This window comes from Thioalkalivibrio sp. ALJ2 (genome assembly GCF_000378325.1).
In the GTDB taxonomy this organism is placed as follows: Bacteria; Pseudomonadota; Gammaproteobacteria; order Ectothiorhodospirales; family Ectothiorhodospiraceae; genus Thioalkalivibrio.
Genome location: NZ_KB899554.1, coordinates 901,761 through 924,817, shown reverse-complemented (window position 1 = coordinate 924,817; position 23,057 = coordinate 901,761). Strand labels below are relative to the sequence as shown.

20 protein-coding genes are annotated in these 23,057 nt (G+C 68.9%); 5 read left to right on the top strand and 15 right to left on the bottom strand.

The annotated features are described in order from the left end of the window. The first annotated feature begins 246 nt into the window (after nucleotides 1-246). From hisI to F468_RS0104330, 5 genes are all read left to right on the top strand, one after another. The gene (gene hisI, locus F468_RS0104350) at nucleotides 247-690 is read left to right on the top strand and encodes a phosphoribosyl-AMP cyclohydrolase (RefSeq protein ID WP_026182199.1); all 444 of its coding nucleotides are present in this window, start codon (nucleotides 247-249) and stop codon (nucleotides 688-690) included. Beyond that, entirely contained in the window at nucleotides 687-2,111 is a 1,425-nt protein-coding gene (gene cysS / locus F468_RS0104345; protein ID WP_018994671.1) for a cysteine--tRNA ligase, read from the top strand. The genes hisI and cysS overlap by 4 nt, the downstream gene beginning before the upstream one ends. Before the next feature lie 2 nt (nucleotides 2,112-2,113). Then, nucleotides 2,114-2,770, top strand: coding sequence for a DUF1007 family protein (locus F468_RS0104340; RefSeq protein WP_018994670.1), 657 nt, complete (start codon nucleotides 2,114-2,116; stop codon nucleotides 2,768-2,770). 69 nt (nucleotides 2,771-2,839) lie between these two features. Then, nucleotides 2,840-3,958: a nickel/cobalt transporter gene (locus F468_RS0104335; RefSeq protein ID WP_018994669.1), complete on the top strand. Its 1,119-nt coding sequence runs from the start codon at nucleotides 2,840-2,842 to the stop codon at nucleotides 3,956-3,958. Nucleotides 3,959-4,038: 80 nt separating this feature from the next. Continuing rightward, nucleotides 4,039-5,847, top strand: a complete 1,809-nt coding sequence (locus tag F468_RS0104330) for a long-chain fatty acid--CoA ligase (RefSeq protein ID WP_018649026.1) — start codon at nucleotides 4,039-4,041, stop codon at nucleotides 5,845-5,847. Nucleotides 5,848-5,868: 21 nt separating this feature from the next. Here the strand turns inward: F468_RS0104330 and F468_RS0104325 are convergent, their stop codons facing one another. The 15 genes from F468_RS0104325 to F468_RS0104255 form a co-directional block, all read right to left on the bottom strand. Next, complete coding sequence (locus F468_RS0104325; protein WP_018649027.1) at nucleotides 5,869-6,738, bottom strand: uroporphyrinogen-III synthase; 870 nt, start codon at nucleotides 6,736-6,738, stop codon at nucleotides 5,869-5,871. Then, nucleotides 6,735-8,195, bottom strand: coding sequence for a siroheme synthase CysG (cysG, locus tag F468_RS0104320; protein ID WP_018649028.1), 1,461 nt, complete (start codon nucleotides 8,193-8,195; stop codon nucleotides 6,735-6,737). The genes F468_RS0104325 and cysG overlap by 4 nt, the downstream gene beginning before the upstream one ends. 2 nt (nucleotides 8,196-8,197) lie before the next feature. After that, the gene (locus F468_RS0104315) at nucleotides 8,198-10,888 is read right to left on the bottom strand and encodes a nitrate reductase (RefSeq protein WP_018649029.1); all 2,691 of its coding nucleotides are present in this window, start codon (nucleotides 10,886-10,888) and stop codon (nucleotides 8,198-8,200) included. 1 nt (nucleotide 10,889) lies between these two features. Beyond that, nucleotides 10,890-11,261, bottom strand: coding sequence for a nitrite reductase small subunit NirD (gene nirD / locus F468_RS0104310; RefSeq protein ID WP_018649030.1), 372 nt, complete (start codon nucleotides 11,259-11,261; stop codon nucleotides 10,890-10,892). Beyond that, a complete protein-coding gene (gene nirB, locus F468_RS0104305) occupies nucleotides 11,258-13,738 on the bottom strand; it encodes a nitrite reductase large subunit NirB (protein ID WP_018994668.1) in 2,481 nt (826 codons plus the stop codon). Before nirB ends, nirD begins: the two co-directional genes overlap by 4 nt. Then, entirely contained in the window at nucleotides 13,738-14,538 is an 801-nt protein-coding gene (locus tag F468_RS0104300) for an ABC transporter ATP-binding protein (RefSeq protein WP_012982080.1), read from the bottom strand. Before F468_RS0104300 ends, nirB begins: the two co-directional genes overlap by 1 nt. 25 nt (nucleotides 14,539-14,563) lie before the next feature. Then, nucleotides 14,564-15,499 carry a nitrate ABC transporter permease gene (gene ntrB, locus F468_RS0104295; protein ID WP_012982079.1) on the bottom strand — a complete coding sequence of 312 codons (936 nt, stop codon included), beginning with the start codon at nucleotides 15,497-15,499 and terminating at the stop codon, nucleotides 14,564-14,566. Between the two features lie 48 nt (nucleotides 15,500-15,547). Further along, nucleotides 15,548-16,843, bottom strand: a complete 1,296-nt coding sequence (locus tag F468_RS0104290; protein ID WP_018994667.1) for a CmpA/NrtA family ABC transporter substrate-binding protein — start codon at nucleotides 16,841-16,843, stop codon at nucleotides 15,548-15,550. A gap of 468 nt (nucleotides 16,844-17,311) precedes the next feature. Beyond that, a complete protein-coding gene (locus tag F468_RS0104285; protein ID WP_018649032.1) occupies nucleotides 17,312-18,637 on the bottom strand; it encodes a nitrate regulatory protein in 1,326 nt (441 codons plus the stop codon). 126 nt (nucleotides 18,638-18,763) lie between these two features. Further along, entirely contained in the window at nucleotides 18,764-19,120 is a 357-nt protein-coding gene (locus tag F468_RS0104280; protein WP_012982076.1) for a DsrE family protein, read from the bottom strand. A gap of 91 nt (nucleotides 19,121-19,211) precedes the next feature. Then, the gene (locus F468_RS0104275) at nucleotides 19,212-19,454 is read right to left on the bottom strand and encodes a hypothetical protein (RefSeq protein WP_012982075.1); all 243 of its coding nucleotides are present in this window, start codon (nucleotides 19,452-19,454) and stop codon (nucleotides 19,212-19,214) included. 10 nt (nucleotides 19,455-19,464) lie between these two features. Beyond that, nucleotides 19,465-20,151, bottom strand: coding sequence for a TIGR04282 family arsenosugar biosynthesis glycosyltransferase (locus tag F468_RS0104270; protein WP_026296494.1), 687 nt, complete (start codon nucleotides 20,149-20,151; stop codon nucleotides 19,465-19,467). Beyond that, entirely contained in the window at nucleotides 20,144-20,848 is a 705-nt protein-coding gene (locus F468_RS0104265; protein WP_012982073.1) for a TIGR04283 family arsenosugar biosynthesis glycosyltransferase, read from the bottom strand. The genes F468_RS0104270 and F468_RS0104265 overlap by 8 nt, the downstream gene beginning before the upstream one ends. A gap of 14 nt (nucleotides 20,849-20,862) precedes the next feature. After that, nucleotides 20,863-21,555: a TVP38/TMEM64 family protein gene (locus F468_RS0104260; protein ID WP_012982072.1), complete on the bottom strand. Its 693-nt coding sequence runs from the start codon at nucleotides 21,553-21,555 to the stop codon at nucleotides 20,863-20,865. A gap of 6 nt (nucleotides 21,556-21,561) precedes the next feature. Next, entirely contained in the window at nucleotides 21,562-22,926 is a 1,365-nt protein-coding gene (locus tag F468_RS0104255) for a replication-associated recombination protein A (RefSeq protein ID WP_018994666.1), read from the bottom strand. Nucleotides 22,927-23,057: the final 131 nt, after the last annotated feature.

Genomic DNA, 23,057 nt, shown 5'->3' with positions numbered 1-23,057 from the left:
ATCCCGTTCCCCAGCCCGCGCAGAAATCCGCCTGCGTGTTGCTAATTTCGTTTGAGGATCGACCAGCCGGCCCGGGGATGCAAGGGCTTCCAAGGCGCAGGCTGCCAACGGCCCGTGCTCGCTGCTTGCATTCGATATCGGGCCACAACGGTTTTCCCGGAAGTCGCATCGGGATGCGCGTCCCGTTCTGCTCATCACGGGCGCAGAATGGTACCCTTGGCGCTGGTTTCCGCTATGCCGGCGTACATGTTCAAGACACTGGAAAAAGCCTCGCGCAGCACCCGCCAGCCAGCCGCCGAGGTGCTGGAAAAACTCAAGCTGAACTCGGACGGCCTGATCCCCGCGATCGCCCAGCAGTTCGACAGCGGCGAGGTCCTGATGATGGCCTGGATGAACCGCGAGGCGCTGGACGAGACCCTGCGCACCGGGCGCGTGTGCTACTACTCGCGCTCGCGCCAGGCGCTGTGGCGCAAGGGCGAGCAGTCGGGTCAGGTGCAGCAGCTGCAATCGCTGCACCTGGACTGCGACGGCGACACTATCCTGCTGAAGGTCGACCAGACCGGCCCCGCCTGCCATACCGGCCGGCGCAGCTGCTTCTACGTGCAGATCGACAACGACGAGGCCGTGATCACCAGCGACCCGGAGATCGCCCCCGAGACCCTGTACGGCCACAAGGACGACACGAAATGAGCGCCAACCCCGGCCGCGAGCTGATCCTGCACAACACGCTCGGCGGGCGCGACGAGCCCTTTCGTCCGCAGGACCCCGAACGCGTCACGCTCTATGTCTGCGGCCCCACCGTCTACAACCGGGTACACGTGGGCAACGGCCGCCCGGTGGTGGTGTTCGACGTGCTGTTTCGCGTATTGCGCGAGCTGTACGGCCCGGAGCACGTGATCTACGCGCGCAACATCACCGACGTCGACGACAAGATCAACAAGGCCGCGGCGGAGAACGGCGAACCGATCGCCGCGCTGACCGAGCGCTTCACCCGAGCCTTCCACGAGGACATCGCCGAGCTGGGCACGCTACCGCCGACCCTCGAGCCGCGCGCCACGGATCACATCCAGCCGATGGTCGAGCTGATCGAACGGCTGATCGAGCGCGGCCATGCCTACCCGGCCGAGGGGCACGTGCTATTCGACGTCACCTCCTATCCAGACTATGGCGCGCTGTCCGGGCGCACGCTGGAGGACATGCAGGCCGGCGCCCGGGTCGAGGTCGCCAGCTACAAACGCCACCCCGGCGACTTCGTGCTGTGGAAGCCGGCCGCCGAAGGCGAACCGGGCTGGGACAGCCCCTGGGGCTATGGCCGCCCCGGCTGGCATCTCGAATGCACCGCGATGATCCGCAGCCACCTGGGCGCGATGATCGACATCCACGGTGGTGGGCACGACCTGGTCTTCCCCCACCACGAGAACGAGATCGCCCAGGGCTGCGCGGCGGAGGGCTGCGCGGAGCACGGCACGCATTACGCCCGCTACTGGGTGCACAACGGGCACGTGACCATCGACGGCGAGAAGATGTCCAAGTCGCTGGGCAACTTCCAGCTGTTGCACGACCTGCTGCAGGCCTATCCGGGCGAGGTCCTGCGCATGGCGCTGCTGTCGCGCCACTACCGCGCGCCGCTGAACTTCTCCGAGGACACGCTGAACCAGTCGCGCAATGCCCTGAACGGGCTCTACCGCGTGCTGCGCGACCACGCCGACATCGCACCGGCCCCCGTGAACGCCGCCGAGACCCCGGTGTTCACCGCGCTGCTGGATGACCTGAACACCCCCGGCGGCATCACCGCCCTGCACCGCCTGGCCGATGCCCTGGCCGCGGCTGGCGACCCGGCCGAACGCGCCCGCCTGAAAGGCGAGCTGATGGCCGGCGCCGGGCTGCTCGGGCTGCTGCAGCAGGACCCGACGACCTGGTTCCAGGGGAATGGCGAGGACCACGAACTCGCCGCCTGGGTGGAGGAGCGCATCGCCGCCCGGCAGGCCGCGCGCCAGAACCGCGACTTCGCCACCGCCGACGCCATCCGCGACGAGCTCACCGCCCGCGGGATCGAACTCGAGGACACCCCGGAGGGGACACGCTGGCAGCGCAGCGGGAGCGTCGCCTGAACATGGCTCGACGCCTCATCCGGCGACTCCTGCTGGGCCTGGCGCTACTGATCCCGGGCCTTGCGCTGGCACACCCCCACGCCTGGATCGACCTGCGCGTGGGGCTGGTGTTCGACGACAACGGCCAGCTGGAGCGCATGCAGCAGGCCTGGCTGATCGATCCGACCTACAGCCACATGCTGCTGGAAGAGATGACCCGGGACCTGGAAGGCGATATCGGCATCGACGAGGCGCTGGATCGGGTCGCCGAGCGCATGCTGGAAAACCTGGCCGCCTACGACTACTTCACCGAGCTGCGCCACGACGACGCGGAGATCGCGGTACCTCGGGCGGAAAACGCCCGGCTCTCGCTGGAGGACCGGCGGCTCTATCTGCGCTTCGACCTGCCGCTGGCCGGGCATGACCTCGAGGATGCCAGCGGCTTCACCTATCGCGTATTCGACCCGACCTACTGGATCGAGGTCCTGCACGACGCGGACGACGTGGTGCATATCGAGAATCGCCAGGGCTGCGAGGTACAGATCGAAGAGGCGCGCCCGGACCCGCAACTAATGCGCTATGCCGCCACCCTGGAACGTCAGGACCGCAGTCCTGTCGACAATCTCGGACGCCACTTTGCCGAGACCGCCACCCTGCAATGCCGGAACCGTTCGGACTGAGCGCGACCACACAGGATTAGAACGAAAACCGTTCGATGAATCCGCAGGACAGCGTTATAGTGTAACGATATGATCGTCGCCCCCGCCCATCGACTTCACGGCCTCACTGGCCCCCTGGTCCTCCTGGCCCTGGGGCTCTTCTTGTTGCTGGGCGCTTTCAGCGCCCACGCCGGCGAATCGGCCCATCCGCTGGGCGGCGGCACCCCTGCGGGCGAAACCGAGGCCGAGGAACGCTCGGCCATGCCGGATACCGCCACCGCACCGGTACCGGAGACACTTGCCGATCCACCCGGGGCACTGGAGCGCGTCACCGCCTGGATGCTGCAGACCCAGCGCCAGTTGCATCGCGACCTCACTCAGGGACTGCACGCCCTGCGCGACGCCCCCACCGCCCAGACGGCCGGCGCCCTGATCCTGGTCAGCCTGCTGTACGGCGTCTTCCACGCGGCCGGCCCCGGCCATGGCAAGGCGGTCATCAGCGCCTATCTGCTGACCCAGCCCCAGAACCTGAAACGCGGCATCCTGCTCTCCACCGTCTCGGCACTGGCCCAGGGGGTCACGGCCATTGTGCTGGTCGGGGTGCTGATCGGCCTGCTCGGCTGGCTGGCGCGCGATACGCTGGGCCAGGTGCGCACCCTGGAGATCGCCAGTTTCGCGCTGGTCGCCCTGCTGGGGGTCTGGCTGATGCTGCGTGCCCTGCGCCACGCCTGGCGCCTGCACAAGGCCCATGCCCAGGCACGTGCGGAGGCCCGGCATGAGCACGCAGACCATCACCACCATGACCACCACACCCACGACGATCACTGCGGCTGCGGCACCCCGCATCATGTCGACCCGAACCACAGCGGGACCTGGTGGGGTACGGTCGCGGCTGTGGGTATCCGCCCCTGCTCCGGCGCGGTGCTGATCATGGCGGTCTCGGCGGCCCTGGGTCTGGCCTGGGCTGGCGTGCTGGCCGTGTTGGCGATGTCGCTGGGAACCGCGGCCACGGTATCCGTTCTGGCCACACTGGCCGTCTCCGCACGCGACTGGACCCGCCGCTGGCTGGGCCCGACGCGCGTCGGCCGCCTGACCTACGTAGGCCCGGCCTTCGGGCTTGCCGGTGGCGGCATCATCGCGCTGATCGGTATCAGCCTGGTGATTGGTGCGGTCGCCTACCGGCCCGCCGCCCACCCGCTGGGACTGTAGAACGCCACAGACGCCAAGGTTGCCGCACAGGTCCGGGTCCTCTAACGTCCCGAACATACTCCAAGCTGCGAGACGCGCCGATGTCCGATTCCGCGATCCGTCCCGACCAGGCCCCGACCCTCCCCTCGCTGTTCCGTGTCCGCGTCGAGCAGACGCCGGATGCCCCGGCCTATCGCCAGTACAACAGCGAAAGCGGAGGGTGGCAGCAGACCTCCTGGCGCGAGATGGGAACGATGGTGGATCGCTGGCAGGCCGCGCTGGCTGCGGAGGGCCTCAAGCCTGGCGAACGCGTGGCACTGATGCTCGGCAACTCACGCGAGTGGGTCGCGTTTGACCAAGCGGCGATGGGGCTGGGGCTGGTCCCGGTCCCGCTGTACACCGACGATCGTCCCGACAACGTCGCCTACATCATCGGCCAGACGCAGGCGCGCATCCTTCTGCTGGGCGAAAGCGCCCACAGCCGACGGCTGTCCGAGCACTTCGAGAACATGCCATCGCTACGGCGCATCGTGAACATCGGCGGCGAGGATACGGAGCCCGACGACGAGCGCGTGATCGAGCTGGAAGACTGGCTCGCGCGGCACGAGGGCACCGAGTTCCACCACCCGGACCTCGATCCGGAGACCATGGCCACGATCGTCTATACCTCCGGCACCACCGGACGCCCCAAGGGCGTGATCCTCTCGCACCGCAACATCCTGGAGAACGCCTGGGCCTCCTCGCAGACCGGCCCGCTGTCGCCCGCCGACCGTTTCCTCTCGTTCCTGCCGCTGTCGCACATGCTGGAACGCACCGCCGGGCTGTACATGCCCATGCTGATCGGTGCCGAGGTCGCCTTCGCGCGCTCCATTCAGGCCCTGGGAGAGGACCTGGTCAACGTGCGCCCCACCGTGCTGATCTCGGTACCACGCATCTACGAACGCGTACACGGCCGCATCCAGGCCGGCCTGAAACAGAAATCGGGCCTCGGCCGCGCCCTGTTCAAGGCGACCGTCAATATCGGCTGGAAGCGTTTCGAGCACCAGCAGGGCCGGGGCGGATGGTCTCCCGGCTTCCTGCTCTGGCCCCTGCTGGAGCGCATCGTCGCGCGCAAGGTACTGGACCGCCTGGGCGGCGAGCTGCGCTTCGCGGTCTGCGGCGGCGCCCCCCTCCCACCGCCGATCGCCCAGTTCTTTATCGGCCTGGGCCTGCCGGTCCTGCACGGCTACGGGATGACCGAGGCCAGCCCGGTGGTCACCGTGAACACCCCGGACAACAACCTGCCCGCCTCGATCGGCAAGCCGCTGCCCGGGGTGGAGGTGAAGATTGGCGAGATGGACGAACTGCTCACCCGCAGCCCCTGCGTGATGCTCGGCTACTGGAAAAATGCGGAGGCCACCCGCGAGACCATCGGCGAGGACGGCTGGCTGCACAGTGGTGACCAGGCCCGCATCGACGACAGCGGGCATGTCTTCATCACCGGTCGCATCAAGGACATCCTGGTGCTGACCAACGGCGAGAAGGTCCCGCCGGCCGACATGGAGATGGCGATCGCGCTGGATGCGCTGTTCGACCAGGTGATGATCGTCGGCGACAACCGCTCTTTCCTGACCGCCCTGGTCGTTCCAGAGCCGGAGGCCTGGGCCTCGTTTGCCAGCGACCACGACCTCGACGCCGAGGCCGAGGGTCGCCTGCCGCGCAAGGCCGAACGCGCCCTGCTGCAGCGCATCCAGTATCAGCTACGCGACTTCCCCGGCTACGCCAAGATCCGCCATGTGCATGTGACGCACGAGGCCTGGTCCGTGGACAACGGCATGCTGACCCCGACCATGAAGCTCAAGCGCCCGGTGATCGTCGAACACTACAGCGAGGCCATCGAGGCGATGTACGCCGGCCACGACGGTCACTGAGACCCGCGCTGGGCCCGCCATTCAGCCGCCATGTGCACCCAGGTGTCGCGCGAGCGTCGAGACCAGGGGTTTCATGAAGTACTGCCCGTCAGGGACTACTGTCGGGTGCACCCCGTGGGCGCGCAACTCGTCGGCCACCACCGGGCCGATCGCGGCGACGACGGTGCGGCCGAGCGCTGCCAGCAGCGCGTCCTCGCGCCCCGCGTCGCGGGCGACGCGCAGCAGGCGCCGCACCTGGGCCTGACTGGTGAAGGCAATCGCATCCACGTCCCCCGCGATCAGGGCCTCGATCAGCCCGGTCACGCGCCCGGTCTCGGCGGCGTCCGCATAGCGGTAGGGCCAGACGGGAAAGACCTCGGCGCCCGCCTGCTCCAGGAACTCGAGCAGGCGGCGGTTGGGTTCCGCGCCGTAGAGCTGCACCCCGATACGCTGCCCGGCCAGATGCTGCCCGGCCCGATCCTGTCCGGAAAGGGTTTCGATGATGCCCTCGGTCGTCGGTGCGGCCGCGATCGCATCCGGCCGCACGCCGAAGGGCTTCATCGCCCGCCCCGGCTTGGGGCCGCGCACCAGGGTCGGCGTCCGCACCACGGCGGCCAGCCAGGCGTCCTCGCGTCCGGCACGCTGCGCAAAGCCGGTCAGGCGGGTAAAGCCCTCGCCGGTCAGGAAGATCAGGCGGTCGAACGGCGCCTCGATCGCCCTGTGCAGCCAGGCCTCGATCGCCGTGCGGTCGGGGCTGTCGTGGATCGCGATCAGGGGGCAGCGCCAGACCTCGGCCCCGCGCCGCTCCAGCAGACCGGCGAAGACCTCCAGCGCCCGGCTCTCCGGCAGGGCCACGCGGCGACCCGCGAGGCCACTGGCCGCCGCCTCCGGCAGGACGGATGCGGCCGTCACGCCGCACTCGCCGCCGCGGCACGCGGCCCCGACATCGGCATCGGCTGTGGAAACACCGTGGCGGCCCCGGCATCCGGCTGGAACCAGGCCAGACGCGCGTGGCAGGCCGCCACCTCGCCGATCACGATCAGGCTGGGCGAGCCCACCTGCTCGCGCTCGGCGCGCGCGGCCAGGGTATCCAGCGTGCCGGTCACGACGCGCTGGCGGGCAGTGGTGCCGTTCTCGATGATCGCCGCCGGGGTCTGCCCGGCGCGGCCGGCACCCTTCAGCCCCCGGCAGATCTCGCCCACCCCCTTGCGGCCCATGTAGAACACCAGGGTCTCGCGGGTACTGGTCAGCTGCGACCAGTCCACATCCAGCCGCCCTTCGCGGGTATGGCCGGTGATGAATCGCACCGACTGGGCATGGTCGCGGTGGGTCAGCGGTATGCCCGCATAGGCGGAACAGCCGCTGGCCGCGGTGATGCCGGGGACGACCTGGTAGGCCACGCCGTCGCGCGCCAGCACGTCCAGCTCCTCGCCGCCCCGGCCGAACACGAACGGGTCGCCGCCCTTCAGCCGTGCCACGCGCTTGCCCTCGCGCGCCAGTCGGGAGAGCAGCGCGCTGATCTCCTCCTGCGGCACGCAGTGGTGATCGCGCTCCTTGCCGACATAGAAGCGCTCGGCCTCGCGCCGCGCGAGGTTCACCACCTCGGAGGACACCAGCCGGTCGTAGACGACCACATCTGCCTGCTGCAGCAGGCGCAGCGCGCGAAAGGTCAGCAGGTCGGGATCGCCCGGTCCGGCGCCGATCAGGTAGACCTCGCCCGGCGTGCGGGCCGCGGCGTCCGCCAGTTCCTGTTCCAGGCGCGCCTCGGCCGCGTCCATGCGCCCGGCCAGGGCCAGCTCGGTGGCCGGCCCGGCAAAGGCCCGTTCCCAGAACGCGCGGCGGGCGTTCACGTGGTCGAAACGGGCGCGCACCCGGTCGCGCAGCCGCCCGGCGAGATCGGCCAGCCGGCCATAGCCGGCCGGGATCAGGCTCTCGATCTTCGCGCGCAACAGGCGTACCAGCACCGGGGCGCGGCCACCCGAGCCAATCGCGACGGTCAGCGGCCCGCGCTCCACGATCGCCGGCAGGATGAAGCTGCACAGCTCGGGCTGGTCGGCCACGTTCACCGGGATCGAGCGCGCGAGGCAGTCCTCCGAGACCTGGCGGTTTACAGCCGCGTCATCGGTCGCGGCAATCACGATCGCCACCCCAGCCAGGCATTCGGTGTCATAGACCCCCGGATCGCGGCTGATCGACCCCGCTTGTTCGCGCAGCAGGCGCTCGGCGGCCTCGCTGTACGCCGGGGCCCGCAGGCGCACCCGCGCCCCGGCCTCCAGCAGCAGCGCCGCCTTGCGCGTGGCCACCGGACCAGCCCCTACGACCAGAGCCTCGCGGCCGTGCAACTGCATATAGATCGGCAGGTGTTCCATGCTTATCCCTCCCGCGCCACGGGGTCCGTGGGCGCCTCGGCTTCCTCGTTCAACAGGGTCTGGATCTCGGGTCGGCAGGAGCCGCAATTGGTCCCCGCCTCGAGGACCGCACCCACGGCCTCGCAGGTGGCCAGCCCCTGCTCGCGGATCGCGGTGCGGATGCGTGTCTCGTCCACGCCGAAGCAGGCGCAGACCATGCGCCCACGCGCGGCCTGGCCGTTCGGCGCTCTACCGGTGAGCAGCGCCATGCGCTCGGTATCGCTGATCGTCTCGACCGCGAACAGGCCCGCCAGCCACTCGCGCTCGGGCAGGCCCCGGTCGGGCCCCGCGAACAGCACGCAGGCGAGCCGCCCTTCATGGATCCGCGCGGCGCGGTAGCGCCCCCCGGCGGGGTCGGCGAACTCCAGCCATTCCCCCGGCCCGTCCAGACGTTCGCGCCACGCATCCATCGTGGGCGGTGCGCCGCGCCCAGCCAGTTCGGTGCGCAGGTGTCGGGGACCGCGGGCGGTCACCGCATAGTCCGCGTCCGGTGCGGCGATCGGCTCGCGGCTCAGCACGAAGCCGTGCCAGTCCAGTGCCGCCGGGCGCACGGCCACGGCCGTGTGCTTGAACGCCGGCTGACCGGAGACCGGGTCGACATGCGCGGGCACCAGCGCATCGACCCGGGCGAGCCGCGCGATCGGACGGCTCCAGTGCATGGGCACGAACACGCTGCCCGGGCGCTGCTCGCGGCTCACCTGCACCCGCGCCAGCAGGCGTCCGTGGCGACTGGTCACCTCGGCGAGATCGCCGCCCTGGAGACGGAACAGCCCGGCATCCACCGGATGGATCTCGACGAACGGTTCCGGCTGATGCGCGCTCAGGCGCGGGGTGCGTGCGGTGCGGGTCATGCTGTGCCACTGGTCGCGGATGCGGCCGGTGTTCAGGCGCAGCGGATAGTCGGCAGCGACCGGGTCGGTCGGGGCCTGCGGAGTCACGGCCGCGAGCCGCGCCCGGCCATTGGCGGTGAAGAAACGGCCATCGGCATAGAGGTGTTCGGCGCCCGTCCGACTCCCCGCCGGCAGCGGCCACTGCACCGGCTCCAGGGCCTCGTACTCGGCGTCGGACAGCCCGGCCAGGGCGCCGATATCGAAGTCGCGCGTGCCGTGGTTCTCGAAGGCGGACAGCGCCGCATGCTCGCGGAAGATCTCGCCCGGATGGGTATAGGGAAAGGCGTCGGCGAAACCCAGCTGCTGCGCGACTCGGGCCAGCGCCCACCAGTCGTGGCGGGCCTCGCCCGGGGGCGCCCGGAACGGGCGCTGGCGCGAGATGCGGCGCTCGGAGTTGGTTACCGTGCCGTCCTTCTCGCCCCAGGTGGTCGCCGGCAGCAGGACGTCGGCTACCCGCGTGGTCTCGGTCTCGCGCACGCAGTCGGAGACCACGACCAGCGGGCATGCGGCCAGGGCCTGCTCGAAGCGCGCGGCCTCGGGCAGGCTGAACAGCGGATTGGTGCCGATGATCCAGACCGCCTTCACCTGCCCCGACTCGACCGCGCGGAACAGGTCCAGCGCCTTCAGCCCCGGCTGGCGCGCGAGGTTCGGTGCGCCCCAGAAACGTCCGACCCGGTCCAGGGCCGCGTCGTCGAAGCCCATGTGGGCGGCCAGCTGGCTGGCCAGTCCGCCGACCTCGCGCCCGCCCATCGCGTTCGGCTGGCCCGTCAGCGAGAACGGGCCCATGCCCGCGCGCCCGATACGGCCGGTGGCCAGGTGCACGTTGAGGATCGTCCCGGCCTTGTCCACGCCGCTGTCGGACTGGTTGATGCCCTGGCAGAAGGCGGTCACGGTGCGCTCGGTACGGGCAAACCACTGGAAGAACGTTGCCACGGCCTCCGGCTCCAGCTCGCAGGCCTCTGCCGTCGCGGCGATCGATGGGCTGGAGGCCCGCGCGGCCGCCAGGGCGTCGGCGAAACCGTCGACATGGCGCTCCAGGAAGCCGGGGTCCAGCGCATCCTCCCGGCGCAGGTGGTCCAGCAGGCCGTTGAACAGCCAGGCATCCGTGCCCGGCGCCAGCGGCAGGTGCAGGTCGGCCGCCTGGGCGGTGGCCGTGCGCCGCGGGTCGATCACCACCAGCTTCATCTCCGGGCGCGCCGCGCGGGCGGCCTGCAGGCGCTGGAACAGGACCGGGTGGGCCCAGGCCATGTTGGAGCCCGTCACCACGACCAGATCGGCCTGCTCGAGGTCGGTATAGCTCCCCGGCACGCCATCCACCCCGAAGGCGCGGGTATGGGCGGCCACGGCCGTGGACATGCAGAGCCGGGAGTTGGTATCGATATTCGCCGAACCGATGAAGCCCTTCATCAGCTTGTTGGCGACGTAGTAATCCTCGGTCAGGATCTGCCCGGAGACGTACAGGGCGACCGCATCCGGCCCGTGTGCCGCGATGGTCTCGCGAAAGCCGTTCGCCACATGATCCAGCGCGGTCTCCCAGTCGACACGCCGCCCGCCGATCTCCGGGTGCAGCAGCCGGGCCTCGTCGCCGAGGGTCTCGGCCAGTGCCGCGCCCTTGGAGCACAGGCGCCCGGCATTCGCCGGATGGGCGGGGTCGCCGCGCACCGCGACCGGAAACTCGCCTTCCGGCGTCGCGGTCACCTCCACCCCGCAGCCCACCCCGCAATAGGGGCAGGTGGTACGGGTCACCGGCTCGGCCGTGGCCATCTCAGCCCGCCTCGCGGCAGGCGACCGGTGCCGCAGCGGCATGGTCCGCGGCGTCGCCCGTGGCGCCGGAGAAATCCAGCCACACCTGACCGTCGGTCACCCGTATCGGGAAGGCATGGGTACAGCCACTGTCCGCCCCGGTGGCCTCGCCGGACTGCAGGTCGATCACCCAGTTGTGCAGCGGGCAGGTCACGCGCTCGCCGTGGACGATGCCCTGCGACAGCGGCCCGCCCTTGTGCGGGCACTGGTCGCGCAGGGCAAACACGCGGTCATCCGCGGCGCGGAACACGGCGATGTCGCCGTTCGGACTCGCCACTACGCGCGCACCCAGCGGCGGGATGTCCTCGAGCGGACAGATCGCAAGCCAGCTCATGCCGACACCCCCTGGCGCGGGGGCGCGTCCACCGGCGTGATCGGAATGAACTCGTGCGCCGCATGCCCGGCGGCCCGCTCGGCCCAGGGGTCCACCTGCGCCACCTCCTGCGACTCCAGGAAGCGGGCGTACAGTGCCGCGCGGTTCTCGGCGTCGTCCACCAGGCGTTCCTTCACCCGGGTCAGCCCGACGCGCTCGATCCACGGGGCGGTGCGTTCCAGGTAGCGCGCGTCTTCGCGGTAGAACTGCATGAAGGCCCCGGCATATTCCAGCACCTCGGCCTCGGTCTCCACCTTGCAGAGGAAGTCGGTGGCGCGCACCTTCACCCCGCCGTTGCCGCCCACGTGCAGCTCGTAGCCCGAGTCCACGCAGACCACGCCCAGGTCCTTGATCGTGGCCTCGGCGCAGTTACGCGGACAGCCAGAGACCGCCATCTTGAACTTGTGCGGGGTCCAGGAGCCCCAGCTCATCCGTTCCAGCTGGATGCCGAGTCCGGTCGAGTCCTGGGTGCCAAAGCGGCACCACTCGGAGCCGACACAGGTCTTCACCGTACGCAGGGCCTTGCCGTAGGCATGGCCGGAGACAAACCCGGCGTCGCCGAGATCGCGCCACATCGCCGGCAGGTCGGCCTTCTTCACCCCCAGCAGGTCGATGCGCTGGCCGCCGGTGAACTTGACCGTGGGCACCTGGTAGCGCTCGGCCACCTCGGCGATCGCGCGCAGCTCGGCCGGGGTGGTCACCCCGCCCCAGATGCGCGGCACGACGGAATAGGTACCGTCCTTCTGGATGTTGCCGTGGGCGCGCTCGTTGATGAAGCGCGACTGGGCGTCGTCCTGGTAGTCCTTCGGCCAGGCCGCCAGCAGGTAGTAGTTGAGCGCCGGACGGCAGACATGGCAGCCGTTCGGGGTCTTCCAGTCGAGGGCCTCGAACACCGCGTCCATGGTCTTCAGGCCGTCGCGGGCAATGGCCGCGCGCACCTCGTCGTGGCTGTGGTCGGTGCAGGCGCAGACCGGCTTTTTCGCCGGGGCGTCGGAGTAGTCTCCACCCAGCGTGGTGGCGAGCACGGACTCCACCAGCCCGGTGCAGGAACCACAGGAGTTCGACGCCTTGGTGTGGGCACGCACGTCCTCCAGCGTGAACAGCTTGTGCTCGCTGATCGCCTGGACGATCTCGCCCTTGCACACGCCATTGCAGCCGCAGATCTCGGCCTCGTCGGGCATGGCCGCGACCCGCGAAGCCTGGTCGCCATGACCGGAGTCGCCGATATGCGCCTGGCCGAACAGCAGGTTCTCGCGGATGTCGGCCACTGGCGTTCCGTCCCGCATCAGCTGGAAGTACCAGGAGCCGTCCAGGGTATCGCCGTACAGCACGGCCCCCTGGATGCGGTTGTCCTTCAGCACCAGGCGCTTGTAGACGCCGCGCGCGGCATCCTTGAACACCAGGTCCTCGGTGGTCTCGTCGCCGGTGAAGTCGCCGGCGGAGAACAGGTCGATCCCGGTCACCTTCAGCTTGGTGGAGGTCATCGAGCCCTCGTAGCGCCCAATGCCGTACTCGGCCAGGTGGTTGGCGCAGACCTTCGCCTGCTCCCACAGGGGCGCGACCAGGCCGTAGGTGGCGCCGCGGTGCTGCACACACTCGCCGACCGCGTAGATCGACGGGTCATAGGTCTGCATCGTGTCGTTCACCACCACGCCGCGCTCGCAGTGCAGCCCGGCGGACTCGGCCAGCGCGGTGTTCGGACGGATGCCGACCGCCATCACCACCAGATCCGCCTCGACCTCGCTGCCGTCGGTGAAGCGCACGCCGGTGACGCGGTCCTCGCCCAGGATCGCCTCGGTCTGGTGCGCCATGCGAAAACGCATGCCGCGCTCCTCCAGCGAGCCGCGCAGCATCCCGGCGGCCTCGGCATCCAGCTGGCGCTCCATCAGGTGATCCATCAGGTGCACCACGGTGACCTCCATGCCCTGGCGCATCAGGCCGTTGGCAGCCTCCAGGCCCAGCAGGCCGCCGCCGATCACCACCGCATGCTGGTGTGCGCGGCTGGCCGCGAGCATCGCGTCCACGTCGTGGATGTCGCGGAAGGCAACCACGCCCTCCAGTTCGTGCCCCGGCACCGGGATCATCACCGGGTCGGAGCCGGTCGCCAGCAGCAGGCGGTCATAGGGCGCCTCGGTGCCGTCCTCGGCGATCACCCGCCGGTTCACGCGGTCGATCCGCTCGATGCGTCGGCCCTTGTGCAGGGTGATGCCGCGTTCGGCATACCAGGCATCGTCGTTCAGCATGATCTCGTCGACGGTCTTCTCCGAGGCCAGCACCGGCGAGAGCATGATGCGGTTGTAGTTGCCCCAGGGCTCGGCGCCGAACACGGTGATGTCGTACATGTCCGGCGTGAGCTTCAAGAGCTCCTCGACCGTGCGCATGCCGGCCATGCCGTTGCCGATCAGGACCAGCCGCGGCTTGTCGTTCGCGGTATCCATCACGCGGCCTCCGACTCGGGGTTCTTGTGGCGCTCGTGGAGAAAGCGCAGCACCTCGGCCCGGTAGTGGTTGTACTGGGGGTTGTCGGCCATCACCAGGCGCTCGCGCGGCTTCGGCAGGTCGATCTCCAGGATCTCGCCGATGGTCGCCGCCGGGCCGTTGGTCATCATCACGATGCGGTCGGACAGCAGCACCGCCTCGTCCACGTCGTGGGTGACCATCAGCACGGTGTTGCCCAGCTCCGACTGGATGCGCATCACCTCGTCCTGCAGGTGCGCCCGGGTCAACGCATCCAGCGCGCCGAAGGGCTCGTCCATCAGCAGGACCTTCGGCTCCATCGCCAGCGCCCGGGCGATGCCCACGCGCTGCTTCATGCCGCCGGAGATCTCGTCCGGGCGCTTGTCCAGCGCGTGGCTCATGCCGACCATATCCAGCGTCTGCAGGATCCACTCGCGGCGCTCGGCGGCGGATTTCTTGCCCTTGAAGGTCTTGTCCACCGCCAGTGCCACGTTGTCGCGCACGGTCAGCCAGGGCAGCAGGGAGTGGTTCTGGAACACGACGCTGCGATCCGGACCCGGCTTGCTGACCTCCTTGCCGTCCAGGATCACCGCGCCGGTGCTGGTCTCCAGCAGCCCGGCGACGATGTTGAGCACCGTCGACTTGCCGCAGCCGGAGTGGCCGATAATGGAGAGGAACTCGCCGCGGTCCACGTGCAGGTCGACGTCGCGCAGCACCTCGCTGGCCGTCGGTCCTTCGCCAAAGGTCTTGTGGACGTGTTCGATGGAGAGATAGCTGGTCATGATGATTCTCCTGTGAGGGGCCGGATCAGCCGGCCTGCGTGCCGCGGGTGACCCATTTGCCGACGGTCGCGACCAGACGGTCGAGGAAGAACCCGACCAGGCCGACGTAGACCAGGGCCAGCACGATGTCGCTGAGCATGGAGGCGTTCCAGGCATCCCAGATAAAGAAGCCGATGCCGACCCCGCCGATCAGCATCTCGGCGGCGACGATCGCCAGCCAGGCGAGGCCGATGCCGATGCGCAGACCGGAGAAGACATACGGCGCGGCGGCCGGGAGCATGATCTTGGTGAAGTACTCGAAGCCGTTCAGGCGCAGCACGCGGGCCACGTTCACGTAGTCCTGCGAGATATTCCGGATGCCGACCGAGGTGTTGATGATGATCGGCCAGATCGCGGTGATGAAGATCACGAAGATGGCCGACGGGTTGCTCGCCTGGAACGCGGCCAGGGAGATCGGCAGCCAGGCCAGCGGCGGCACGGTGCGCAGCACCTGGAACAGCGGGTCCAGCCCGCGCATCGCCCAGGTGGACTGGCCGACCAGCACGCCGAGACCGATCCCGGCGACCACCGCCAGGGCGTAGCCGTAGGCCACGCGTTCCAGGCTGGCGAGCAGCTGCCAGGCCATGCCCACGTCGTTGCCGCCGTAGTCATAGAACGGGTTGACGATCAGTTCCCAGGTGTCGGTGATCACCTGACTCGGGCCGGGCAGTACGGCTCCCTGGGAGGACGTCATCATTTCCCAAAGGAGCAAAAAAATCGCGGTCACGATCACCGGGGGCAGGACCACGGTAGCCGCGTTGCGCATACGCCGGGCCCAGGCCCCGGGGTCGGGCGGCGGGGCACCGCCGGACCGGGCCGACGGCGCCGCCGGCCGGGCCACCGCGGCCGTGGAGGTCTCCGCGGCCGCCGGGCGTTCGCGCCCGGCGCCGAAGGTCATGTTGCGATCGAGAATGGCACTCATCGTCGAATCCTCTTGAATCGTCTGTGCAGGGGGCGTCGGGCCGTCGCGTCAGGACGCGAGCGCCTTGATCTCCAGGCTGTCGAGATAGGCCTGTGGGTCTTCCGGGTCGAAGACCTTGCCGTCGAAGAACTCTTCCTTGCCGCGCGAGGTGGACTCGGGGATGTCGGCCGAATCGATGCCGAGCGTGTCGGCCGCCTCGCGCCAGATGTCCTCGCGGTTGACCTCGTCCACCAGGGCCTGCATGTCGAGATCCGGCGGCAGGTAGCCCCAGCGGATGTCCTCGGTGAGGAACCACAGGTCGTGGCTCTTGAAGGGATAGGAGGCCTGGTCGTTCCAGTAGCGCATGCGGTCGGGGTGATCCTCGACCACGCGGCCGGTGCCGTAGTCGAAGTGCCCCTGCATGCGGTCGATGATGTCGCCGTACGGGGCATGGATGTAGCGCCGGCGCGAGCAGATCTCGGCGACCTCCTCGATATTCGCCGGGTCCTCGCAGTACATCTGCGCCTCCATCACCGCCATGGTCAGGGCGCGGGCCGCGTTCGGGTTCGCCTCCACCCAGTCCGCGCGCATGCCCAGCGCCTTCTCGGGATGGTTGTGCCAGAGCTCGCCGGTGGTGTTCGCGGTATAGCCGATGCCCTGGTTGATCAGCTGCATGTTCCAGGGCTCGCAGACACAGAAGGTGTCCATGGACCCGACGCGCATGTTGGCGACCATCTGCGCCGGCGGCACGACGATGGTGGAGATGTCGCGGTTCGGGTCGATCCCGCCGGCCGCCATCCAGTAGCGAATCCACAGGTCATGGGTGCCGCCGGGGAAGGTCATCGCCGCGCGTACCTCGTCGCCGCCGGCGCGCTTCTCCGCCAGCGCCTCCTTGAACTCCCCGGTCTCCAGGCCGACCTTCAGATCGGCGTATTCATCGCCCACCGAGATACACTGTCCGGCCAGGTTCAGCCGCGCGAGGATGCTCATCGGCGTACCGCGACGATGGATCAGGTAGGGCATCGGCGTCAGAATGTGCGAGCCGTCGATGCCGCCGCGGCGCGAGCCCAGTTCCAGGTTGTCGCGCACCGTGCCCCAGGAGGACTGCTTCAGCACCTGTACGTCCGGCATGCCGTGGGCGGCGAAGAACCCCTTCTCCAGCGCGATGAACAGCGGAGCGGCGTCGGTCAGGGCGATAAAGCCCAGCTTCGCCTCGGTGGTCTCCGGCTTGCCGTTGCCGGCCTTCGCATACCCCCAGGGCGCGGCCCCGGAAACGCCCAGCGCGGTCGCGCCGATCCCGGCGGCCATGCCGCCCAGGAAACGCCGGCGCGACAGGCCGGAGGCCTTTTTCGTGTGATCGGTCATTGCGGGTTCACTCCCCTTGTCAGCAAACACGTCCCAAAAACGAAAAAAGGCGTCGCATCAGCCCGGCCGCGTTTGCAGCCGGGTGATGGACGCCTTTGTCCAGTCCCACGGGAGGCCCGGTCATCGGGTCTCCCTGTTGTCAGGCGACGAACCGCCGTTGGCTCGTCTTGCTCAGTCTCCTGCAGGAGGTGTGCCAATTAGCTGTTGCTAATCGACTCTCGTGGACCAAAGCCCACCCTGACGCGGAAAAATCGGACGGTTCCCGGTAAACAATCGAATCCTGGCAGGGGAATGACGATCACAAGCGGCACCACCCTGGGGCACGCCGGCGGTGCAGATGAACCGCTCTGGTGCACACCCCGTAGGAGCCGCCTTGGCGGCGAAGCCCCTGCCATTGTCGGACACTAGCAGGGGCTTCGCGGGCAGGCCCGCTCCCACAGGGGCGGAATCCCTTTCCCCGCGTATTAGCTACAGGTCGCCCTTGCCCAGGAGGTCGGACATCGCGACGGTCGCCTCGGCGACCTCGGCCAGGCGCCGGTTCTGGTTCATCGCCGTCTGGCGCAGGAGCTTGTAGGCCTGATCCTCGCTGAGGCCGCGGTGCTGGATCAGCAGCACCTTGGCGCGCTCGATGGTCTTGCGTTCGGCCAGGGCCTGGCGTGCCGCATGCAGTTCGTCCTCCACCGACTGCAGCCGGGTCGCCTGGCGCTGCACCAGGTCCATCACCGAGTGCCCGACGATCGGGACGTTGAGTACGGTCTCGCCCTCCTCCTGCGTGCTCTCCAGGCCCTCCGGCGCGCCGAAAAACACCGCATACGGCACGCTGTCGCGCAGCTCCGACTCGGCGAGTTGCTCCACCCGATCACGCACAGCGCCCAGGTCCGCGCGATCCGCCGTGATGCGTGCCGAACAGCACTCGTTCAGGTGCATCTCCAGCAGGTCCTCGATCTCCTTCATCGCGTCGATGCGCGCGGTGGTGCAGGCAAACCAGGTCTCGGCGCGGGCCGGGTCCGGCAGGGGATCGCCCCGGAGATCGCCGTGGGTACAGGCCTGACGGCGCAGCCGCTCGACCTCCGCCGCGAAGCCCGCGCCCTGCAGTTCCTGCCAGGCCGCGCAGGCGGGCTTCGGGGCAAACTCGGAGAAGATCCGAAACGAGCGTTCCTGGGCATCGATCCGGTGCAACAGGGACTGGCGCAGTTCGCCATCGAACACGCCCTGACCAAAGCCGGCGGCCCCGATCGCGCGTTCCTGGCCCGCCAGCTCCTTGCCCTGCATGAAGTTCAGCAGGGCCACCAGGGCCCGCGAGACCTCCGGGTCCGTGGCGGAGTCAGCGGCCTCGAACACCACTGCCAGCAGCGACCGGATCAGCTCGCTGAAGCCGCGCATCGCCTCCATCGGCGAGAGCGTGCGTTCGCTGACCTCCGCCCGCAGGCTGGGCAGACCCGACAGGCCATGCAGCGCCAGCGCCATGCGCCCCAGCAGACGGCTGCGCGCGTGGGCACAGGCCCCGGGCTCCAGCCAGCCATCAAGGTGTTCACGAAACGCCTGTGCGGTGGTGTCGGATTCAGCTCGGTACTGCGCTAGTTCGTCCGCATAGCGCTGGCCACCGGAGCCGATCCAGAGGCTGGAGGCACCGCGTTCGCGCTGGAGCTGATGCACCAGCGCGCGGATGCGCCCGACCAGCTGTACCGCCTCCAGCAGGCGCTCCAGGCTCACCACCTCGCACTTGCGCGAGGCGACCAGGAAGTCGCCAATGGCCTCTTCGAAGGAAAAACTCGGGGATGGGGTCTGGGTCATGCTCGTCGTCCGTGGATCACTCCCGGAACAAACAAGCATGCGATGTGCCAGTTCGAGGGGCTGACACAGGAGACACGGGCAAAACGGGCGGGGGATCACACCCCACCCGCGGACCGGCCCGCTCGATCAGAAGCTCATGGAGCGGTCGAAATCGGCAACGGCCTGGACGTACTGACCCATGCCGGCCATCTCGGCGTTCGGCAGGAAGTTGTGCTCGCCGACGTCGCGGCCCTTGGCGCAGGCCTCGCAGGCCCAGAACGGGACGCCTTCCTCGACCAGCGAATCCACGATGTCCTTCATCGCCGGCATGTTGTGGCCGACGATCTTGTCGTAGACATTCCGGTTGGCGATGTTCACGGCCTCGCCCTGCAGCCAGACGGTCACGTCATGGCCCTGCTGCTTGGCCACGTTCGCGGCAATCATGCCGAGAGTGGCGCGGGTCGGGTCGTCAGTACCGGCGGTAACAGCAACAATAAAACGCATGGGACTCTCCTTGGTCACGTCAAAGTGGCAGGCACCGTAGCGACCCAAGTCGGGACCGTCGAGTTCCCACAAGCCTCAAGGAGACGCCGAGTCAGGAAGCGCCTTTCGACGTAATGCTCATGCGATAGAGCTTGAAGGCCATCAGCAGCCAGGGAATGGCGTGCATGATCAGGTCGAGGATATCGATCGGACGGGTCAGCTCGCCCTGGAAGAGCCAGCGGATCTTCTCGACGATGTGCGGTTCGGGGACATAGGGCGACAGCCCCAGGGTGGCCACGAACAGTGCAAACAACCACAGTGGGGAACGGTCGACCCAGGCAACAAAGGCTTTCATGGCGCGCATCCTACCCGAAGCCTGGGCCGACTTGCGACTGCTCTGGGATCGGGGACTCTCGAGGTGCCCCAATGCCACGCAGGAGCACCGGCGGACAGTGCACCAGGTCCTCCGGTCGGTCGATGTCCGCCCGCGCTTCCAGCTCCGCCCAGACAAGACCCTGCGCCTGGGCCCGCTCACGGGTCTGTTCCAGCACCCGATCGCTGCCCCACTCGACGGCCTCGAACAGCCCGGGGACGGGCCGCGCGGCGGCCAGCAGCACATAGCCACCATCCAGCGCCGGGATCAGTGCCACATCCGCCCCTTCAGCCAGCGCCTTACGTGCAGCGACCAGGTCCCCGACACCCAGCGTCGGGGCATCGGACCCCATCACCAGTGCCGGAAACGGCCCCACCTCCAGTGCATGGCGCATGCGGGCCCCGAGGTCATCACCCACCTGGCTGTGCAGGGAACAGCCAAAGCGTTCCGCACAACGCTCGAGGAACGGATGATCGGTATCCGGGGTGCACCACAGCTCCACATGGTCCGGTGCCACCTGACGGGCCACGTCCAGCGCGTGCTCCAGCAGCCGTTCGTGCAGCCGTGCGGCGCCCTTGGCACCCAGCGCGGGAATCAGCCGCGTCTTGGTCCGGCCCGGCTCGGGCGCGCGGGCAAAGACCAGCACGCGCGGCGCATCCGTCGGCCGACGTTCAGGCATCACCACGATAAAGTCGCGCCAGCCCGTCCGGGTTTGCACCCAGCCAGTAGGCCAGGCGCAACCGCCACATCAGCCAGATCGTGCGCCAAGCGCCCTGCCGCTCCCAGCGCCGGGACGACGTGACCAGCCACGTGCGCAGGCACCTTGGGCGCCCCACCGATCGCTTCAGCCGCCGCGAGAGCTCGATGTCCTCCATCAGCGGCTGGTCCGGCCAGCCGCCTACGGCATCGAACGCCGAGCGTGTAATGAATATGCCCTGATCCCCGGTCGCGATCCCGCTCAGACGCGAGCGCAGGTTCATCATCGCGGCGATCAGCGCGAATATTCCGCGACCGCCCGACAGGCGGACGTCGAAACGTCCCCAGGCGCGATCGTCCCGGGCCACCGCGTCGCGCAGGGCATGCACCGCCACCCCGGCTCCGTCCGGAAACGTGGTGTCGGCATGCAGAAACCAGAGCGCCTCGCCTCGGGCGCGCTCGGCGCCGGCATTCATCTGCCGTGCGCGCCCCGGGGCGCTGGACAGCACACTCACACCGCATTGCCCTGCCTGCTGGACAGTCCCGTCCGTGCTCCCGCCGTCGACCACGATCACCTCGCAGTCGAGGATCTCGCCCAGGGTATCCAGCAAGGGCGGGAGAGATTCGGCTTCGTTCAGTACCGGGATGATCACGGACAGGAAGGGTGACTCCCGCGACATGGTTGCTACGGGACTCAGGCTGGCGACTGGACGGCTTTCTGCCCCTGCCAGATCCGGCGCAACAGCCGAGGCAGCAACAGCAGCAGGGCCAGCACGGCGAGAATCGCCAGCCCCAGCTGGACCCGGTTGTCCGTATCACCCGCCACCATCTCGCGCGTAGCGTGGCCCAGCCAGGCATAGGCGAACAGGCTGGGGATCAATGCGACCAGGGTCGTGATCGTGAACACGGTCAGCGGCATACGCACCAGGCCCAGGGCGTAGTTGGTCGGGGCGAACGGGAAGACCGGCACCAGCCGTGTCAGTGCGACCACGCGCCAGCCCTCGGCCTCCACATCCTCGCGCAGCCGTGCGCTGCGCGGACCCAGACGCGGTTCCAGCCAGGGTTGCAGCAGGGTGCGCGCCAGCATGAACGCGATAATCGCAGCGATGGTCGCCGCCAGCAGGCTCAGGGCCCCGCCGGTGAACGGCCCGAACAGCGCCCCTCCCAGCAGGATCCAGAAGGTGCTGGGCAACGGAAACAGCGCAAGGACGACAAAGGCCAGCACAAACATCATGTAGGCGCCCATCCCCCAGCTGGCGAGCCACGCCTCGACGTCCTGCAGCGGCAGCAGATCAGGCCACTCGGTGGTCAGTGCTACCCAGACCAGCGACCCTGCCAGCAGGACCGCGGCCAACAGCCACCAGCGTTCGGGATGATGTATCTGCATATGTCTCTATTCTTTGCCGTCGCCGCGCAGTCGCTCCAGCCGTTCGGCCAGCGCGCGCTCCGTGCCCTCGCGTTTCGCCCGATAGAAGCGCTGATCTTCCAGCCCTTCGGGCAGATAGACCTGCCCGCGCGCGAAACCGTCCGGTTCATCATGATCATAGCGGTATCCGGCGCCGAACCCCTCGTCACGCATCAGCTCCGTGGGGGCATTGCGCAGATGCAGGGGCACGCCGGGGCTGCCCGTTTCGCGAATGCTGGCGCGGACCTCGTTCAACGCGGTGTAGGCGCTGTTGCTCTTGGGGGCGGCGGCCAGCTCGATCGCCGCCTGGATCAGCGCGAGATCGCCTTCCGGCCGCCCAAGCCGCTCCATCGTCTGCCAGGCCGCCAGCACCCGAGCACCCAGCCCTACGGCCGCCAGCCCGATGTCCTCGTAGGCCATGCGCAGCAGGCGCCGGCCGAGATAATCCGGGTCACAGCCGGCATCCAGCATGCGCGTCAGCCAGTACACCGCCGCACCAGGATCGGATCCGCGCACCGACTTGTGCAGGGCGGAGATCTGGTCATAGAAGGCATCGCCCTGGCGATCGAAGGCCAGGCTCTGCGCCCCCATCACCGCGCGCAGGGCGTCGGCGGTGATCTCGCCGTCACGTGCCAGATCCGAGGCGGTCTCCAGCCAGTTCAGTGCCCGCCGGGCATCGCCGTCCGCCGCACGGGCCACCCGCTGGCGTTCGGTGGGCTCCAGCCGCAGCCCGCGCCCCCCGAGTCCGCGCTCGGGATCGCTCAGCGCCCGGTCAATCAGCGCCTCGATCGCCTCGGCGCCGACGGACTCCATGCGATAGACACGCGCCCGCGACAGCAACGCACTGTTGAGCGCAAATGAGGGGTTCTCGGTCGTGGCCCCCACGAAGGTCAGTGTCCCGTCCTCGATGTGCGGCAGCAGGGCATCCTGCTGCCCCTTGTTGAAGCGATGGATCTCGTCGATGAACAGCAGCGTGCCGACCCCGTTGCGTCGCCGGGCCTTGGCCGCGTCCACCACCGCGCGCACGTCCTTGACCCCGGCCAGCACCGCCGACAGCGTCACCAGACGCTGTGCCCCGGCCGCCGCCACCAGGCGGGCCAGCGTGGTCTTGCCGCAACCCGGCGGGCCCCACAGGATCATCGACGGGGTCTGCCCCTGCTCGATCGCCTGGCGCAGGGCGGCATCCGGGCCGACCAGGTGATCCTGGCCCACCATCTCGTCCAGCCGCGCCGGGCGCATGCGCTCGGCCAGCGGTGCATTCGGGTCCGGGCCCTGTGCGGCCGGTTCGGGCTCGGGGGGCAGTCCACCCGCATCCGGGCCGAACAGGTCGCCTTCGGAGATATCGCTCATCATTTCAGTGTACCGCGCCCGCCGCGAACATTGGCCGAGACATGGCACACTGAGCGGCGGGCTGGCTCACAAGCCCTGCACAGTTGCGCCTTCTTCACTGATGAAAGGTTTCCATGCCGCGAAACGGAATCACA

Bases quoted from the DNA above. Each gene is read 5' to 3' on its own strand.
- F468_RS0104275 (WP_012982075.1), bottom strand. From the start codon at position 19,454: ATGAAAGCCTTTGTTGCCTGGGTCGACCGTTCCCCACTGTGGTTGTTT.
- F468_RS0104315 (WP_018649029.1), bottom strand. From the start codon at position 10,888: ATGGCCACGGCCGAGCCGGTGACCCGTACCACCTGCCCCTATTGCGGG.
- F468_RS0104330 (WP_018649026.1), top strand. From the start codon at position 4,039: ATGTCCGATTCCGCGATCCGTCCCGACCAGGCCCCGACCCTCCCCTCG.
- F468_RS0104340 (WP_018994670.1), top strand. From the start codon at position 2,114: ATGGCTCGACGCCTCATCCGGCGACTCCTGCTGGGCCTGGCGCTACTG.
- F468_RS0104290 (WP_018994667.1), bottom strand. From the start codon at position 16,843: ATGACCGATCACACGAAAAAGGCCTCCGGCCTGTCGCGCCGGCGTTTC.
- hisI (WP_026182199.1), top strand. From the start codon at position 247: ATGTTCAAGACACTGGAAAAAGCCTCGCGCAGCACCCGCCAGCCAGCC.
- F468_RS0104335 (WP_018994669.1), top strand. From the start codon at position 2,840: ATGATCGTCGCCCCCGCCCATCGACTTCACGGCCTCACTGGCCCCCTG.
- F468_RS0104265 (WP_012982073.1), bottom strand. From the start codon at position 20,848: ATGTCGCGGGAGTCACCCTTCCTGTCCGTGATCATCCCGGTACTGAAC.
- nirD (WP_018649030.1), bottom strand. From the start codon at position 11,261: ATGAGCTGGCTTGCGATCTGTCCGCTCGAGGACATCCCGCCGCTGGGT.
- F468_RS0104300 (WP_012982080.1), bottom strand. From the start codon at position 14,538: ATGACCAGCTATCTCTCCATCGAACACGTCCACAAGACCTTTGGCGAA.
- F468_RS0104285 (WP_018649032.1), bottom strand. From the start codon at position 18,637: ATGACCCAGACCCCATCCCCGAGTTTTTCCTTCGAAGAGGCCATTGGC.
- F468_RS0104255 (WP_018994666.1), bottom strand. From the start codon at position 22,926: ATGATGAGCGATATCTCCGAAGGCGACCTGTTCGGCCCGGATGCGGGT.
- cysG (WP_018649028.1), bottom strand. From the start codon at position 8,195: ATGGAACACCTGCCGATCTATATGCAGTTGCACGGCCGCGAGGCTCTG.
- ntrB (WP_012982079.1), bottom strand. From the start codon at position 15,499: ATGAGTGCCATTCTCGATCGCAACATGACCTTCGGCGCCGGGCGCGAA.
- F468_RS0104280 (WP_012982076.1), bottom strand. From the start codon at position 19,120: ATGCGTTTTATTGTTGCTGTTACCGCCGGTACTGACGACCCGACCCGC.
- cysS (WP_018994671.1), top strand. From the start codon at position 687: ATGAGCGCCAACCCCGGCCGCGAGCTGATCCTGCACAACACGCTCGGC.
- F468_RS0104260 (WP_012982072.1), bottom strand. From the start codon at position 21,555: ATGCAGATACATCATCCCGAACGCTGGTGGCTGTTGGCCGCGGTCCTG.
- F468_RS0104270 (WP_026296494.1), bottom strand. From the start codon at position 20,151: ATGCCTGAACGTCGGCCGACGGATGCGCCGCGCGTGCTGGTCTTTGCC.
- nirB (WP_018994668.1), bottom strand. From the start codon at position 13,738: ATGGATACCGCGAACGACAAGCCGCGGCTGGTCCTGATCGGCAACGGC.